This is a genomic window from Aequorivita nionensis (assembly GCF_046352995.1).
Classification (GTDB): Bacteria; Bacteroidota; Bacteroidia; order Flavobacteriales; family Flavobacteriaceae; genus Aequorivita; species Aequorivita nionensis.
The window spans coordinates 2,732,996-2,749,538 of the sequence record NZ_CP130281.1 but is presented as its reverse complement, the minus strand read 5'-3'; the positions used below and the strand labels follow the sequence as shown (position 1 = coordinate 2,749,538).

Genomic DNA, 16,543 nt, shown 5'->3' with positions numbered 1-16,543 from the left:
AGGAATATAGTATATTTACTTTGTGAAAGCCACTGCAAATGCAATAACTATAGGAATACTTAGAGCACTCGCTGTAATAGCGGGTATTTTTATTTTGTTATGGTTTCTTTTCGATATCCAAGCCCTTATTCTCTACATTGGTCTTGCACTTGTACTGTCATTGGTTGGACGACCCGTTGTTTTGTTTTTAAGACGTCGGTTGAGACTGGGCAATACGTTCGCCTCTGTGGTTACGCTCCTTTTAATTATGGGGACTTTCGGTTTATTGTTGAGCATTTTTGTTCCAATCATTATTGAACAGGGAAAACATATTTCCCAAATTGATTTTGAGCAGGTTAAGCGCGATTTAAACGAACTGAATGTACAAGCCAGTGATTATCTTGGTGTGGACCATTTTCAGCTGGTTGAAGCTATAAAACGCACCTCATATGTTCAAAATCTGGATGTGGAAATAATCCCCAGTTTTATAGATATTTTCTTTGGAAACATTGGCAGCACCATTGTTGGTCTTTTCTCTGTTTTGTTTATTTCCTTTTTCCTTCTCAAAGACGAGTACCTAATAGCCCGTTCTGTGCTGGCGTTTTCAAAAAGGGGTGATGAAGAAAAATTCAAAAGAATATTGATAAAAGTAAAGGAATTGCTTTCCAGATATTTTATTGGGCTTTTGTTCCAGATATCTATACTGGCGCTTTTTTATTCGGTTTTATTGCTCTTTTTGGATATTAAGGATGCCGTTGCCGTTGCAATAATTTGCGCTTTTTTAAATATAGTTCCCTATTTGGGCCCATTAATTGGTTGGATTTTGATGCTTTTGGTAATCGTTTCAAACAATTTGGGAGCCGATTTCTCATCTGGTCTTTTACCTCCTTTACTTTGGGCTTCCGGGTATTATGCCTTGGCCCAATTATTCGATAATTTGATATCCCAGCCCGTTATTTTTGGCCATAGTGTACGCTCCCATCCCTTAGAGATTTTTATTGTAATCTTAATCGGTGGTTTTGTTTTTGGCATTCCGGGAATGATACTTGCCGTGCCTACTTACACTACTTTAAAAGTTATAGCGAAGGAATTTCTTTCAGAATATAAAGTGGTACAGCGTCTCACCAAAAACATGTAGCCATTGCTCAACGAAGCGCTATTAAATAAAGAAGTTCAGAAATTCATTCAAAACTTTGAAGGGGAAGTTTCAAAATTGGCCTTTGCAGGAAGCCCGTTTGAAAATGTTTCGGTGCAAGAGTTGATGCAGCAAATTGAAAGCAGAAAAAAGGCTGAAAAAAAACTGCAACACTGGATTGAAACCCCAAATATTCTTTTTCCACCCAAATTAAATCTTGAGCAAACTTCTTCCGAAATAACCGCTGAATATAAAGCTTCGTTAGTAAAAGGTGAAACCCTTGCAGATATAACGGGAGGTTTCGGAATTGACAGTTTTTTCTTTTCTGAAAAAATTGCCACGGTGCATCATTTTGAAATAAATCCCGCGCTTTCAGAAATAGCTGCGCATAATTTTAAAGTTTTCGAAAAAGAAAATATAAAATGTTTTTCCGAAGATGGATTACAGGCCGTTTTATTCAAAAAATACAATATTATTTATGCAGATCCTTCCCGCCGCCACGATAGCAAAGGAAAAGTGTTTTTTCTGAAAGACTGCCAGCCAAACATTCCTGAAAATATATCGGAAATAATAAATAATTGCGACCAGTTTCTTTTGAAGACATCACCTATGCTTGATATTTCAGTTGGATTGGGTGAATTGCAAAATGTTACAGAAATCCATATAGTTGCGATTGATAATGAAGTGAAGGAACTTCTTTGGCTGTTAAAAAAAGATACTTCCGAAGCACTAAAAATCAAAACCATAAATTTTACAAAATCGGGCCCTGAAATTTTTGATTTTAATTGGAATGAAGCCGCAACAGCAAACTACAGTCTGCCTCAAAAATATCTTTTTGAACCAAACGCTGCCATTTTAAAAAGTGGGGCTTTCGATTTAATTTCCGAAAAACTGAAAGTAAACAAACTTCACAAAAACACACATCTTTACACGAGTGAAACCTTAGTTGATTTCCCGGGGAGAAGTTTTTTGATTGAAAAAGCAGTTCTTTATTCCAAAAGCGAAATGCGGGCTGCGCTAACTTTCAAAAAAGCAAATATTGCAACCCGGAATTTCCCTGAATCTGTTGAGACACTTCGAAAAAAATGGAAAATAGCGGATGGTGGGGATGTATATTTGTTTTTTGAAACCAATCTAGAGGACAAAAAACAAATGTTGATTTGTTCTAAAATTTAATTTCCAAAAACAAAAAATCCCCAAAAAAATGGGGATTTAAAGTGATCGCGACAGGATTCGAACCTGTGACCGTCTGCTTAGAAGGCAGATGCTCTATCCAGCTGAGCTACGCGACCATTGATAAACAAAAAAACCGAACAGTGTGTCCGGTTTTTGTCGGGGTGGCAGGATTCGAACCTGCGGCCTCCTGCTCCCAAAGCAGGCGCGATAACCGGGCTACGCTACACCCCGTGAACAGCAATTAATATTGTTCACTGTAATTTTGAGTTTTTTTAAACTCTATAATGCGGAGAGACAGGGATTCGAACCCTGGCGACGGTTACCCGTCGACAGATTAGCAATCTGCTCCGTTACCACTCCGGCACCTCTCCAGTTTTTTATGAACGTGTCATCCTAAAATGCGGTTGCAAATGTAACTTTATAAATGCTATAACGCAACAAAAATTTTACGTTTTTTTCATAAATTTTAAGCACTCTCTTTTTGAGCATATTACGATTATAAAAAATATTTAAAAAAGTAATTATTCAGGATACTCAACCCTTAAATGATAAATATTGTTCAATTTCTTTTTTAAAACTTTCTTTATCATTTCAATTTCCTTAAAAGTAATGTTTGCGTTCAAAAACTGTCCCTGAGCCATTTGATTGTTGATTATCTTTTCAACAAACTCATCTATTATTGTGGAGGATGGCTCTTTTAAACTTTTGCTTGCAGCCTCTACACTATCTGCCATCATCAAAATCGCTGTTTCCTTTGAAAAGGGAATTGGTCCGGGATATATAAAATCTTCCTTATTAGCCGAGCCTTGCTGTTCCCGCTCTTTTTTATAAAAATAATAGACCAAACTTGTTCCATGATGGGTTCTGATAAAATCAATTACACGGTCGGGTAAATTATTTTTTCTGGCTATTTCTATTCCTTTTATTACGTGATCAATAATAATTTGGGCACTTTCCTTTGGATCAAGTTCGTTATGTGAATTAATTGAATTAGCTTGGTTTTCAGTAAACATTGTTGGGTTTAGCATTTTTCCTATATCGTGATAAAGCGCACCCACGCGAACCAACATACTATTGGCCCCAATTTCGTTAGCAGAAGCTTCTGCTAAATTTGCCACGTTCAATGAATGGTGAAAAGTCCCCGGAGCTTTGTTTGATAGTTCTTTCAGTAATTTTGAATTTGTATCGCTCAATTCCAGCAGTGAAACGTCCGAAACCAATCCGAAGATTTTTTCATAAAAATAAATCAGTGGATGGGCAAAAAGGGTTGCCAAGCCGCAAAGTATAAAATATCCAAAGTTTTCCCATTGTAGGGTCTGTATATTTCCTTCCTGAATTACAAAAAAAGCAAAGTATCCTAAAATGTAAATCAGCGTTATCTGTCCCACAGATATGAACAGGTTTGCTCTTTTATATAATTCTGATACGGTAAGAATGGTTACAATTCCAGCTATAAACTGAAGAAACATATATTCAAAACTGTTCGGAACAATAAAACCAAGCAAAAGAATTGTCAAAACATGCACAAAAAGACCCACTCGCGGATCAAAGAATGCCTTCAAGATAAGTGGCAAAATACATATTGGCACCACATACACATAGTCGGAATGAACCTTCAGCACAAGCGTGGTGAGGAAAACCATCAAAAAAATATTGAAAAATATAAAGGTTACCTTGGTGTTGTTATTATATATATACGGCCTATAATTTTTCAAAAAGAGAAAAAGCATTAAAAACACTAAAGACACTAACAAAGAGTATCCAACCAAAAGCCAGAGATAGTTATTTTTACTCCAAATCTGACTTTGAAATTCAGCTTTCAACGATTCCAGGATTTGAAACTTATCGCCTTCAACCACTTCTCCTTTTGCGATAATACGTCCGCCTTTTTCAATGATTCCGCGATTTGGATTGAGTGCCTTTATTTCAGCATCTATAGATGCCTCTGTAAGTTTTGAATTCAACTTTACGTTTGGCTCAAAAACCTCATTCAATATATTGTAAAGAAGTACCTGAACATCTTCAACTTTATTCTTCTCAACCAACTCCCGAACCTTTTTGTTCAGGTTCTCTTTTTTGAATAATTGTGAATAGTTGCGCTCTTCAATCTCGTTTCCTTTTTTAAGATAAATTAGCCTATCATTGTCATAATTGTGAATCTCGTCAGTAACCCCATTTTTATAAACATCTGAAATAAAAACATTAGCTAATCGCTCAACCGTTTTTTCTGGAGTTTTAAAAAGGCTGTCAATATATTTAACTTCAAGGTTATTGTTGAAATTTTCGATAACACTCGCCTCTACCTCACTATCATATTCAAAATATGGAATGGCGTTGGCTCGAATTTCTTCCCGTTCTTTCTTGAGTGTATCTTCATTTTTCTTTATAGTGAAACTGAAAGGCGCATACAGGTTTTCATACTGCCAAGGTTTTCCTTTTTGGAAATTGTATTTGAATTGGCCGCCTTTCGGCAGGAAATAAATAATTAAAAGCGTGGAAACTATGAAAAGAAAAACCTTGTATATAAGGGATTGGTTTTTTGCGAACAAAGAAAAAAGGTTCTTCATAAATTTATTACTTAAAGTAAAGGTATAAATAAGGAACGAGTTATCCCAAAACCAATACTTGCAAAGATTGATATTTAAGTTAGAAATCCGTAATTTCGCAGTCCTTATTTTAAATATATAAAAAAGTAGCATGAGCAATAAAGTAGTTATAGTATCCGCAGCCAGAACCCCCATTGGAAGTTTTATGGGAAGTCTTTCTTCACTAACCGCAACCCAATTGGGTTCAGCAGCCATTAAAGGCGCGATGGAAAAAATAAATCTTGACCCATCTTTGGTGCAGGAAGTTTTTATGGGTAATGTGGTACAAGCGGGCGTTGGCCAAGCTCCCGCACGACAAGCTGCTTTAGGTGCTGGACTACCCGATACCGTACCAAGTACAACCGTAAATAAAGTTTGCGCCTCAGGCATGAAAGCCGTTATGCAAGCAGCACAGGCAATCGCGCTTGGCGATGCAGATGTTGTGGTTGCCGGCGGAATGGAAAGCATGAGCAATATTCCACATTATGTGCATATGCGCAACGGAACAAAATTTGGCCCTGCCTCATTGATTGACGGAATGCAAAAAGACGGTTTGGTTGATGCTTACGATCATAATGCAATGGGAACCTGCGCAGATCTTTGTGCTACCGAATATAATTTTTCGCGTGAAGAACAAGATGCTTTCGCTATAAAATCATACGAACGTTCCGCAAAAGCTTGGGCTGACGGAAAGTTTAAAGATGAAGTAATTTCCGTTGAAGTCCCACAACGTCGCGGAGAACCAGTTATAGTTTCAGAAGATGAGGAATACAAAAATGTGAAAATGGACAAAATATCTTCTTTGCGTCCAGCATTTTCAAAAGACGGAACCGTTACAGCCGCAAACGCATCAACAATAAATGACGGTGCGGGCGCGATGGTTTTGATGAGTGAAGCGAAAGCGAAAGAAATGGGCTTAACTCCCTTGGCTTATATAAAAAGTTATGCCGATGCCGCACAGGAACCAAAATGGTTTACCACCGCGCCGGCAAAGGCACTTCCAAAAGCCATTGCAAAAGCCGGAATAGATATTAAAGATGTGGATTATTTTGAATTCAACGAAGCTTTCGCAGTTGTAGGGCTTGCCAATATGAAAATTTTAGGGCTTAACGACAGTAATGTAAACGTGAACGGAGGCGCAGTTTCTTTAGGCCATCCTCTTGGTTGTAGTGGCGTTCGTATTTTGATTACACTTCTAAATGTTTTAAAACAAAACGATGCCAAAATTGGTGCCGCAGCTATCTGCAATGGCGGTGGCGGTGCATCGGCAATGGTAATTGAAAGAATCTAAACCGTATATTTCAATAAATTCTGAATGGATTACGGCATCAGTAATTTAAGTATTGTTCCTCTCCGAGCCGAAGCTTCCGATGCGAGTGAAATGGTGACGCAAGTGCTTTATGGCGAACATTTCAAAATATTGGAAACCCGAAAAAAATGGAGCCGCATCCGTTTGGCGTTTGATAAATATGAAGGCTGGATAGACAACAAGCAATACGTAACTATTTCCGAGGAAAATTATTCAGCTTTCGAAGCGAAAGAACTTGAACTTTCTTCAGATTTGGTTGATTTTGTTACCGCCCAAGACAATCAATTGTTTTCCATTTGTTTGGGAAGCAACATTTCTTCCGCTGCATTTTTAAAGCAACATTTTGAAGGAAAGTCAATTTACGGAACACTTCCGAAGGAACATTTAATTGAAACCGCGTTGCTCTATTTAAATTCACCGTATTTATGGGGCGGTAAAAGTCCGTTCGGCATTGATTGCAGTGGCTTTACGCAAATGGTCTATAAGCTGAACGGCTACAAATTACTTCGCGATGCCAGCCAACAGGCAACGCAAGGGGAAGCATTAAGTTTTATTGAAGAAAGCGAACCTGGCGATTTAGCTTTTTTTGACAATGACGAAGGAAAAATTACGCACGTTGGAATAATCATGGCAGACAACTACATAATCCATGCTCATGGAAAAGTTCGCATTGATAGATTGGACCACAGCGGTATTTTTAATTATGAATTGCGTAATCACACCCATAAACTCCGAGTTATAAAGCGAATTATATAAAAAACAAAGACCCCTGAAATTTCAGGGGTCTTTGTTTTAATTATCTGAAGGGGGTTTTATCCTTATCCTTACTTTTCCATTGATTCAAGCTTAGCTTTCATTTCATTATATTTTGCATCTTCTGCAAGCTGTCCATAAATATTCATTAAAGTTCTAACAACCTCTTTACTGTCAGGCTTCAATTTTAATGCTTTTTCCAAATATGGCAACGTTTCTGTGTAAAGGGTATTGCGTTTTTCTTTCAGCTCATCATACTTTTGGTTGTCTGCTCTAGAGTTTCCTAAGCTGTTCATTTCTTCAACTATTTTATCTTCGCCGGAAAGTTTCAAAACTGCAATATTAATTAATGCAGCTTCATAGTCAGGATTCAATTCCAAAGCTTTATTATAATATTCAATAGCTTTTTCTTTGTTTCCAATTTCCGCACTACCAACGCCAAGGTTGAAATAGATTTCTGGATTTTCAGGATCAGATGCCACTATTTGACCCATTAAGTCATTGTATCTTGCAATATCTCCCATTTTGTAGCTCATATCTGCGTCTGCACGCATTAGGTAAATATCACCTGGGTTCTCAGCTCGGGCAGTTTTCATAAGAGAGGTAGCTTTTTCATTGTTGCCTTGCTCAATATAAATAAGAGTCATGTTCCTGAGCACCTCCCCTTTTCTAGATTCAGTTACACGTTTTTCTGGCTTTATAAATTGTCCAGATTTTACAGCTATATTTCTTACATTTTCATTCTCAAAAGCTTCCACTTCTCCAGTTTCTTTATTGGTTGCAACAAATTCTTCAGTTACACCTGTGTAACCAGAATCTAAAACCATTTGGTAATACTTTAGAGCAGCGTCATAATCTTTCCCATTAACAGCATTGCTAGCAGCAAAATATAAATCTGAAGGGTCTTTACTTACCGTATAACTGGTATATAATTTATCAGTTGCCATTTTGTATTGACCAGCGCCTTGATCTTTTACAGCCCCATTTATCAATGCGGCACGCAGATTTTGTAAAGGAACCGATAATTGGGTTTCAATTTTAGGATCCATTTCAAGTGCAGTAGTAAAGGCTTCAGCCGCTTTTTTCAATTTTGTGTAATCAGAGCCGCCAGAACCTAATAATGCTTCGCCTTTTGCGGCATAAAATTGAGCCTTTAAATCATTATCTACCGAGCCAAGCATGGGTTCAGCTTCGTTTAAATAAGTTAATGCTTCACTGTATTCATTAGATTGGATAGCCTTTTCTGCTTTTTTAATTTCTTTTTTCTGTCCAAATGAAATAGCAGATACAAAAGCCAGTCCTGTTATTAAAATTCGTGTTTTCATGTGTTAAAGTTTATTCGTTATTTTCGGTTTGAGTTTCGTTATTATCAAGAGTAGTGCCATTATTGGAATCATCCATTGCTTCAGTGATTTCTTCATCATCTTCATCCTTCATTGCTTTTGCAACGGCGGCAATGGCATCATCTTCCCTTACTTTTATTAATCGCACGCCTTGTGTGGCGCGGCCCATAACCCTTAGATTAGCAACTGCCATTCTTATGGCTATGCCTGATTTGTTGATAATCATTAAATCATCATCATCGGTTACATTCTTGATTGCTACTAATTTACCTGTTTTTTCCGTAATATTAATAGTTTTCACACCTTTTCCGCCACGGTTTGTAATTCTATAATCTTCTATTGGAGAACGTTTTCCGTAACCGTTTTCGGAAACAACAAGAATGTCAGAATCATTTTCGTTTACGGCAATCATTCCGATAACTTCGTCATTTTTATCGCCAAGTCTTATTCCACGAACTCCTGAAGCATTTCGCCCCATAGACCTGGTTTTTTCTTCTTCAAAACGAATGGCTTTTCCGGAGCGTACTGCTAACATTACCTGACTGTTGCCCGTTGTCAATTTTGCTTCAAGCAACTCATCGTCTTCACGGATAGTTATTGCGTTGATACCATTAGTTCGAGGTCTTGAATATTGCTCTAAAGGAGTTTTCTTTACCTGTCCTTGTTTAGTGGCCATTATAACATAATGACTGTTCACGTACTCTTCATCTTTTAAATCTTGGGTACAGATGAAGGCCATTACTTTATCATCCGGTTCAATATTTATCAAATTCTGAATAGCTCTTCCCTTTGACGTTCTTGTTCCTTCAGGAATTTCAAAAACGCGCATCCAGAAACATTTTCCTTTTTGGGTGAAGAAAAGCATATATTGGTGATTGGTTCCTACAAAAAGATGCTCTAAGAAATCCTCATTCCTTGTAGCGGAAGCTTTTTGGCCAACCCCACCTCTATTTTGGGTTTTGTATTCTGAAAGCGAGGTACGCTTAATATAACCTGCATGCGAAATAGTCAAAACAACCTGTTCATCGGCTATCAAATCTGTAATACTCACGTCACCGCCAGCATATTCAATAGTTGAGCGGCGTTCATCTCCATATTTTTCACGAATTTCAACAAGTTCCTCTTTAATGATCTGCATTCTTCGCTCTTTGCTGGCAAGAATTTCCTTATAATCACTAATGGTTTTCATTAACTCTTCATACTCGCTGCGAAGTTTGTCCTGCTCCAGACCCGTCAATTGACGAAGACGCATTTCAACGATTGCCTTGGCTTGGATTTCAGTAAGCTTGAAAGCTTCCATCAACTTTTCCCTTGCTTCATCTGCATTGGAAGAAGCGCGAATCAATCTAATTACTTCGTCAATATTATCGGAAGCAATAATTAAACCTTCTAAAATATGCGCCCGCTCTTCAGCTTTTCGAAGTAAATATTCAGTTCGACGAACAACTACTTCGTGACGGTGCTCCACAAAATAATGAATCAATTCCTTCAAATTCAGCATTTGCGGTCTTCCATTTACCAGCGCAATATTGTTCACACTGAAACTGGACTGCAAGGCAGTGTATTTATATAGGGTATTTAAAACAATATTTGGAATGGCGTCACGCTTCAAAATGTAAACGATGCGCATTCCATTCCTATCACTCTCGTCTCGAATGTTTGAAATGCCCTCAATTTTCTTTTCGTTTACCATATCAGCGGTTTTTTTGATCATATCCGCTTTGTTCACTTGATATGGAATTTCAGTAACGATGATGCATTCGCGGCCTTGAACCTCTTCAAAACTCGCTTTGGCACGCATTACTACGCGGCCACGACCTGTATGGAAAGCCTCTCGAACACCTTCGTAGCCGTAAATAATTCCACCCGTTGGGAAATCAGGCGCTTTTACGTGCTGCATTAAACCATCGATATCTATATCGTTATCCTCAATATAGGCGATGATTCCGTTTACAACTTCGGTTAAGTTATGTGGAGGCATATTTGTTGCCATACCTACCGCAATTCCGGAAGCTCCATTGATTAAAAGCCCTGGAACACGAGTTGGAAGGACAGTTGGCTCCTTTAAGGTATCGTCAAAGTTTAATTGATGATCAACAGTTTCTTTATCAATATCAGCGAGCATATCTTCAGAAATCTTCTGCATTCTCGCTTCTGTATATCGCATTGCAGCCGGGCTATCACCATCAACTGAGCCAAAGTTTCCCTGGCCGTCAACCAGCAAATAGCGCAAACTCCATTCTTGCGCCATACGCACCATCGCGTCATAAACAGATGTATCTCCGTGTGGATGGTATTTACCGAGAACCTCTCCCACAATTCTCGCGGATTTTTTATGAGCGCCCGTAGCTCTAATGCCCAGTTCGTGCATTCCGAACAAAACTCTTCTGTGTACAGGTTTCATTCCATCGCGAACATCTGGCAGCGCACGTGACACTATGACCGACATCGAATAATCGATGTAGGCAGATTTCATTTCATCTTCAATGTTAATAGGGATTATTTTATCACCTTCAGCCATAAAAAATAGGATTAATTATCGTTGTTAAACTAATGGAGCAAGATACACTTTTTCGTAGGTTTAACAGGGGTTTTTGCCATTCGTTATTCACGAATTTATTAACAAAATTGGGGGTCAAAATCGTTAATAAGTATCGTTGCATATCCTTTGAATTCCACTATATATTTTGTCCTTTTACTAAAATGATATCAAAGAGGAACAGTTTTTGTCCTATTTTGGTTAATTTAGTACCAAACAGAAGAGAGGATTTAAAATATGGATGATAATTTTTCCCCCAGAGTAAAAGATGTAATAGCCTACAGCAAAGAAGAAGCGCTGCGCTTAGGCCACGATTTTATTGGCACTGAGCATTTAATGCTTGGTCTTTTAAGAGATGGCAATGGCAAAGCGGTAACTATTTTGAATGCACTTGCAATAGACTTGAACCATTTACGAAGAAAAGTAGAAATATTGAGCCCTGCTAATCCGGGCATCACTACAAATACAAACGATAAAAAGAACCTTCACCTAACCCGCCAAGCGGAAAGGGCTTTGAAGACCACATTTTTGGAAGCAAAACTTTTTCAAAGCAATTCCATCAATACGGCTCATTTACTTTTGTGCATTCTTAGGAATGAAAATGACCCAACTACGAAATTGTTGAACAAAATGAAGATAGATTATGACGTGGTAAAAGATCAATTTAAACTTATGATTACAAACGACGACGATTATATAGACAACACCCCTAGTGCTGAATCATTTCCAAATGACGATGATACTTCAGCCGAAGATGCAAATAAAGAAAACTTGTTTTCAGGAACAACAGCAAAAACGAACAAAAAATCCAAAACCCCTGTTTTGGATAACTTCGGAAGAGATCTAACTGCGATGGCAGAAGAAGGAAAATTAGACCCTGTTGTGGGACGTGAAAGCGAAATTCAACGTGTTTCACAGATTTTAAGCCGAAGAAAGAAAAACAACCCTTTACTAATCGGTGAGCCTGGTGTTGGGAAATCTGCTATTGCCGAAGGTTTGGCACTTCGAATAATTCAACGGAAAGTTTCGCGAATCCTTTACGATAAGAGAGTTGTTACTTTAGATTTAGCTAGCCTAGTTGCGGGAACAAAATACCGCGGGCAGTTTGAGGAACGTATGAAAGCTGTGATGAACGAGCTAGAAAAGAATGATGACATTATTCTTTTTATCGATGAAATCCACACAATTGTTGGTGCCGGTGGCGCAACAGGCTCTTTAGATGCTTCAAATATGTTTAAGCCAGCTTTGGCAAGGGGTGAAATTCAATGTATTGGCGCAACCACTTTGGATGAATACCGTCAATATATTGAAAAAGATGGAGCACTTGAACGCCGTTTTCAAAAAGTATTGGTTGAGCCGACTACTGTTGAAGAAACAATAGAGATTCTAACCAATATTAAAGACAAATACGAAACGCACCATAATGTAATTTATACTCCAGAAGCTATAAAAGCATGCGTTACGCTTACCAATAGGTATATGACTGAGCGTTTTCTTCCAGATAAAGCTATAGATGCTTTGGATGAAGCTGGCTCACGTGTTCACATCACCAACATTCACGTTCCCGATAAAATTTTGGAATTGGAGAAACAGCTGGAAGAAGTTCGTGAACTAAAAAATACTGTTGTAAAAAAGCAGAAATACGAAGAAGCCGCAAAACTTCGGGACGATGAGAAAAATCTTGAAAAAGAACTTGTTGTGCAACAGGAACAATGGGAAGCCGATTCAAAACTTCACAAAGAAACCGTTGACGAAGAAAACGTTGCTGAAGTAGTTTCAATGATGACCGGCATTCCGGTAAACAGAATTGCACAGACCGAAAGCACCAAGCTTGCAGCCCTACCCGACCGAATAAAAGGAAAGGTAATTGGCCAAGACGAAGCTGTTGCGAAAGTGGTGAAAGCTATCCAACGAAACCGCGCAGGATTAAAAGACCCCAACAAACCGATTGGTTCCTTTATTTTCTTGGGACAAACAGGTGTAGGTAAAACCCAACTTGCAAAAGTTTTGGCTCGCGAATTGTTCGATTCTGAAAACGCATTGATCCGAATTGATATGAGTGAGTATATGGAGAAATTTGCCATTTCACGTTTGGTTGGAGCGCCTCCGGGATATGTGGGTTATGAAGAAGGTGGTCAATTGACCGAAAAAATTAGAAGAAAACCTTATGCCGTTGTTCTTTTAGATGAAATTGAAAAAGCGCATCCTGATGTATTCAATATGTTGCTACAGGTTTTGGATGATGGATATTTAACCGATAGTCTTGGAAGAAAGATTGATTTTAGAAATACAATCATTATTATGACTTCCAACATTGGTGCACGTCAAATAAAGGACTTTGGACAAGGAGTTGGTTTTGGAACCGCTGCAAAAAAGAGCCAAGAGGAAACGCACACGAAAAGTGTGATTGAAAATGCTTTGAAAAAAACCTTTGCGCCTGAATTCCTAAACCGAATTGATGATGTTATGGTCTTTAATGCATTGGAAAGAGAGGATATCCACAAAATTATTGATATAGAGCTGGACAAACTTTTTGCTCGAATTGCAGATTTAGGTTACGATTTAAAACTTACTGATAAAGCGAAGGATTATATTGCAGATAAAGGATTTGACAAGCAATATGGGGCAAGACCTTTGAACAGGGCCATTCAAAAATATATTGAAGATGCATTGGCAGAAGAAATCATCAACAGCAGTTTGCAGGAAGGGGATGGAATTACAATGGATCTTGATGAAAAGACGAACGAGCTGACAATAAAAATTAAAAAGCAGAAGAAAACAACTGAATCTTAACTATTGTTTTTAAAATTTAAAAATTCCCAAAATATTATTTTTGGGAATTTTTTTATTTAATATCTTAAAAATCCGTACTTTACATTTACCAAATAAGTTTCTTATGATTGATACTTTAAATTTTGAATTTGGAGAAATTCGAGTTTTTGAGAATTTCGTGCTAGTGGTCATGAAAGAAGGAATTACGGTAAAACCCGAGTATAATGATGATTTGGAGAATATTGCAAAAAAATATTACAAAGGAAAAAAATTTGGCTATATCACCTATCGAAAAAATAGTTATGCCGTAAACCCTATGGTTTACATAAAAACTTCGGAAATAGAAAACCTAGTAGCCTTTGCTGTGGTTTCAGCAAATGGACTGAAAGCTAGCAACTTGGAAGTTGAAAGACGATTTTTAAAAAAACCCCTCAAACATTTTACAAATCTGGATGAAGCAAAAAATTGGGTTAAAGAAATGATTGAAAACCTACCTAGATAATTCTAAAAAACAGATTATTTTATAATCTTAAAAGCTTTTTTAGTATCTCCATACCCAGAAGCCAAAAGAAAATACAAACCATTCTGATAATTTGACAAATCAAGAATCATGGAATTCTGTCCATTATTGGTTTTCATTTCAAGTTTTTTTCCGGAAAGGTCAAAAATGGTTACACTTTTTACTTTTTTGGTATTGCTTAAAATACAGTTGTTATAATTGGTTTGTTTTGAAACGATAACCTCCTCCAAATTATATTTTTTAGTTTCTAAAATTAAAGGGATGCAATCATCAATGGAATCTAGGTTTGCATAAAACGCCTCTGTATTTTTAAAAAAACAGCTTAAATGTCCCACTCCATTAATATCTGGGTGACCTCCCGGAGCATTTATTATAGAAAGGGATCCCATTCCTTCTATCCAAACAGCGTTTTCTGTACTTATAGTATTTCCGGGTGCTGGGGAAAAATAAAAATGTTTATATTCATTGCCATCCACCAATGGCCTTTCAACAATGGAATCCAGTAAAAACGCTCCCCCATCTTGCGGAAAAGGACTGACAGGGTTTTTCATATTGAAAGTATCACCTTCATTCAAGGAAAAATCATATAATAAAAATTCTTCATTAAATATGGAAGAAACTATATTCAAATAAACTTTCTTGGTAGGTACATCCTCACGGATTAGAAAAGTTCGGGAAATGTAATGATACCCATCCAAAATTTTATAATTCTTTCCATCAACAATAGTGTCGCCATCGGTATAATATACATCTGTTGTACATCCAAAATAACAGGTTGTAAAATGCCATTCATTCAAATTGTCGAGCAATGGTTTATAGCTTTGTGAAAAAGCCGAAAAACCAAAAAAGAAAAAAACCACAATTAATACTTTTAGCTTCATAATATGTTTTGACTTTAATTTAAATTACCCGAACAAAATATCAGTATCTACATCTAGAGATTGTATAAAAGCAACACTGGCGTGAATATCATCCGCCATCAATCTGTCGTTTTCAATAAAGGGAACTATGGAACGGTAAGGTTTTAAAAAAGACTCTACAAAAGGAGAGGATTTTTTTGGCTCCCTAAATTTTAATGCTTGTGAAGCATTCATCAATTCAATGGCAAGAATAGTTTCAATATTTTCAATTATGCGTAAACATTTGGTTGCACCGTTTGCCCCCATACTCACATGGTCTTCTTGCCCATTTGAAGAAACAATGGAATCTGTAGAGGCCGGTGTAGCCAGTTGTTTATTCTGACTCACAATGCTCGCTGCGGTATATTGCGGAATCATAAAACCACTGTTCAATCCAGGATTATCAACTAGAAAAGCAGGCAGTTCCCTTAAACCGGAAACCAATTGATAAGTTCTTCTTTCAGAAATATTACCAAGCTCCGCCATTGCAATCCCCAAATAATCTAATGCAAGCGCCAAAGGTTGCCCATGAAAGTTTCCGCCAGAAATAATAACATCCTCGTTTACAAAAATGTTTGGATTATCTGTTACAGAATTGATTTCAGTCTTAAAGGTCTTATGCACAAAATGTAGCGTATCTTTTGTAGCACCATGGACCTGAGGAATACAACGGAAAGAATACGGATCCTGCACATTTTTCTTTTCAGAAACCCCCAATTCGCTTCCTTCCAAAAACTCTAAAATCTGCTCTGCTGTTTTTACCTGCCCTCTGTGTGGACGAACCAAATGCACCAAAGCATTATAAGGACTCATATTACAATCAAAAGCATCTACGGAAATAGCACCAATTAAATCAGCCAAATAAGAGAGTTTAAAACTTTTCAAAAGGCAATAAACGCCGTAGGCACTCATAAACTGTGTGCCATTAAGCAACGCCAAACCTTCTTTGGCCTGTAGGGTAATGGGTTCCCAATTAAATTTTTTAAGCATTTTTTCTGAAGAAATCCGTTCGCCGCCATAATAAACTTCACCTTTTCCAAGCAAGGGAAGGGACAGATGTGCTAAAGGCGCCAAATCGCCTGAAGCTCCCAAACTTCCTTGATTGTAAATTACTGGTAAAATATCATTGTTGTAAAATGCAATAAGTCTTTTAACCGTTTCAATTTGCACGCCACTATAGCCATAACTGAGCGATTGTATTTTAAGCAAAAGCATCAATTTTATGATAGGTTTTGGAACAAACTCACCCGTTCCACACGCGTGGGACATTACAAGGTTTTCCTGTAATTTAGAAAGGTTTTCAGAAGATATTTTTACATTGCACAAAGAACCAAAACCTGTGTTTATACCATAAACAGGCGTTTCGTTATCCTTCATTTTATGAATTAAATACTCTCTGGATTTTTTTATATTTAGCTGTGCTTCTTCAGAAAGCTCCAGGATTTTATGGTTTTCAATAATTTCCTTGACAGATGTTAAATCAAGAATTTCTGAACTTATATAATGTGTCTCTTGCATTGGGAAGGTATTCTT

General features: G+C 37.4%; 11 protein-coding genes and 3 tRNA genes. 6 read left to right on the top strand and 8 right to left on the bottom strand.

Going from position 1 to position 16,543, the window contains the following annotated elements:
- Positions 1-22: 22 nt before the first annotated feature.
- Positions 23-1,117, top strand: a complete 1,095-nt coding sequence (locus Q2U82_RS12600) for an AI-2E family transporter (protein ID WP_068760222.1) — start codon at positions 23-25, stop codon at positions 1,115-1,117.
- A 3-nt stretch (positions 1,118-1,120) separates the two neighbouring features.
- On the top strand, positions 1,121-2,290 hold the full coding sequence (locus tag Q2U82_RS12595; RefSeq protein WP_410005208.1) for a THUMP-like domain-containing protein: 1,170 nt from the start codon (positions 1,121-1,123) through the stop codon (positions 2,288-2,290).
- Between the two features lie 42 nt (positions 2,291-2,332).
- Here Q2U82_RS12595 and Q2U82_RS12590 read toward each other — a convergent pair.
- The 4 genes from Q2U82_RS12590 to Q2U82_RS12575 form a co-directional block, all read right to left on the bottom strand.
- Positions 2,333-2,406 (bottom strand) — tRNA-Arg (locus Q2U82_RS12590).
- A 40-nt stretch (positions 2,407-2,446) separates the two neighbouring features.
- Positions 2,447-2,521, bottom strand: a tRNA-Pro gene (locus tag Q2U82_RS12585).
- 56 nt (positions 2,522-2,577) lie between these two features.
- Positions 2,578-2,661: transfer RNA gene (locus Q2U82_RS12580), tRNA-Ser, on the bottom strand.
- A 150-nt stretch (positions 2,662-2,811) separates the two neighbouring features.
- Entirely contained in the window at positions 2,812-4,857 is a 2,046-nt protein-coding gene (locus Q2U82_RS12575; protein WP_410005207.1) for an HD family phosphohydrolase, read from the bottom strand.
- Between the two features lie 130 nt (positions 4,858-4,987).
- Between Q2U82_RS12575 and Q2U82_RS12570 the strand changes: the two genes are divergently transcribed.
- Together Q2U82_RS12570 and Q2U82_RS12565 are read left to right on the top strand one after the other, a co-directional pair.
- Complete coding sequence (locus Q2U82_RS12570; RefSeq protein WP_410005206.1) at positions 4,988-6,166, top strand: acetyl-CoA C-acyltransferase; 1,179 nt, start codon at positions 4,988-4,990, stop codon at positions 6,164-6,166.
- 24 nt (positions 6,167-6,190) lie between these two features.
- Positions 6,191-6,940, top strand: coding sequence for an NlpC/P60 family protein (locus tag Q2U82_RS12565; protein WP_410005205.1), 750 nt, complete (start codon positions 6,191-6,193; stop codon positions 6,938-6,940).
- A gap of 68 nt (positions 6,941-7,008) precedes the next feature.
- Here Q2U82_RS12565 and Q2U82_RS12560 read toward each other — a convergent pair whose 3' ends face one another.
- Both Q2U82_RS12560 and gyrA read right to left on the bottom strand, forming a co-directional pair.
- Complete coding sequence (locus tag Q2U82_RS12560) at positions 7,009-8,262, bottom strand: tetratricopeptide repeat protein (protein WP_410005204.1); 1,254 nt, start codon at positions 8,260-8,262, stop codon at positions 7,009-7,011.
- A 10-nt stretch (positions 8,263-8,272) separates the two neighbouring features.
- Complete coding sequence (gene gyrA / locus Q2U82_RS12555) at positions 8,273-10,801, bottom strand: DNA gyrase subunit A (RefSeq protein WP_410005203.1); 2,529 nt, start codon at positions 10,799-10,801, stop codon at positions 8,273-8,275.
- 255 nt (positions 10,802-11,056) lie between these two features.
- On the opposite strand from gyrA, the gene Q2U82_RS12550 reads away from it, so the two are divergent.
- On the top strand, positions 11,057-13,612 hold the full coding sequence (locus tag Q2U82_RS12550; RefSeq protein WP_410005202.1) for an ATP-dependent Clp protease ATP-binding subunit: 2,556 nt from the start codon (positions 11,057-11,059) through the stop codon (positions 13,610-13,612).
- 103 nt (positions 13,613-13,715) lie between these two features.
- Positions 13,716-14,093 (top strand): hypothetical protein, encoded by a 378-nt coding sequence (locus Q2U82_RS12545; RefSeq protein WP_410005201.1) that lies wholly within the window; start codon positions 13,716-13,718, stop codon positions 14,091-14,093.
- Between the two features lie 14 nt (positions 14,094-14,107).
- Here Q2U82_RS12545 and Q2U82_RS12540 read toward each other — a convergent pair whose 3' ends face one another.
- Positions 14,108-14,992 carry a T9SS type A sorting domain-containing protein gene (locus Q2U82_RS12540; RefSeq protein WP_410005200.1) on the bottom strand — a complete coding sequence of 295 codons (885 nt, stop codon included), beginning with the start codon at positions 14,990-14,992 and terminating at the stop codon, positions 14,108-14,110.
- A gap of 24 nt (positions 14,993-15,016) precedes the next feature.
- Positions 15,017-16,528 (bottom strand): histidine ammonia-lyase, encoded by a 1,512-nt coding sequence (hutH, locus tag Q2U82_RS12535; RefSeq protein WP_410005199.1) that lies wholly within the window; start codon positions 16,526-16,528, stop codon positions 15,017-15,019.
- Positions 16,529-16,543: the final 15 nt, after the last annotated feature.

Coding starts and splice junctions, on each gene's coding strand:
- Q2U82_RS12575 (WP_410005207.1), bottom strand. CDS start 4,857: ATGAAGAACCTTTTTTCTTTGTTCGCAAAAAACCAATCCCTTATATAC.
- Q2U82_RS12570 (WP_410005206.1), top strand. CDS start 4,988: ATGAGCAATAAAGTAGTTATAGTATCCGCAGCCAGAACCCCCATTGGA.
- Q2U82_RS12565 (WP_410005205.1), top strand. CDS start 6,191: ATGGATTACGGCATCAGTAATTTAAGTATTGTTCCTCTCCGAGCCGAA.
- Q2U82_RS12560 (WP_410005204.1), bottom strand. CDS start 8,262: ATGAAAACACGAATTTTAATAACAGGACTGGCTTTTGTATCTGCTATT.
- gyrA (WP_410005203.1), bottom strand. CDS start 10,801: ATGGCTGAAGGTGATAAAATAATCCCTATTAACATTGAAGATGAAATG.
- Q2U82_RS12550 (WP_410005202.1), top strand. CDS start 11,057: ATGGATGATAATTTTTCCCCCAGAGTAAAAGATGTAATAGCCTACAGC.
- Q2U82_RS12545 (WP_410005201.1), top strand. CDS start 13,716: ATGATTGATACTTTAAATTTTGAATTTGGAGAAATTCGAGTTTTTGAG.
- Q2U82_RS12540 (WP_410005200.1), bottom strand. CDS start 14,992: ATGAAGCTAAAAGTATTAATTGTGGTTTTTTTCTTTTTTGGTTTTTCG.
- hutH (WP_410005199.1), bottom strand. CDS start 16,528: ATGCAAGAGACACATTATATAAGTTCAGAAATTCTTGATTTAACATCT.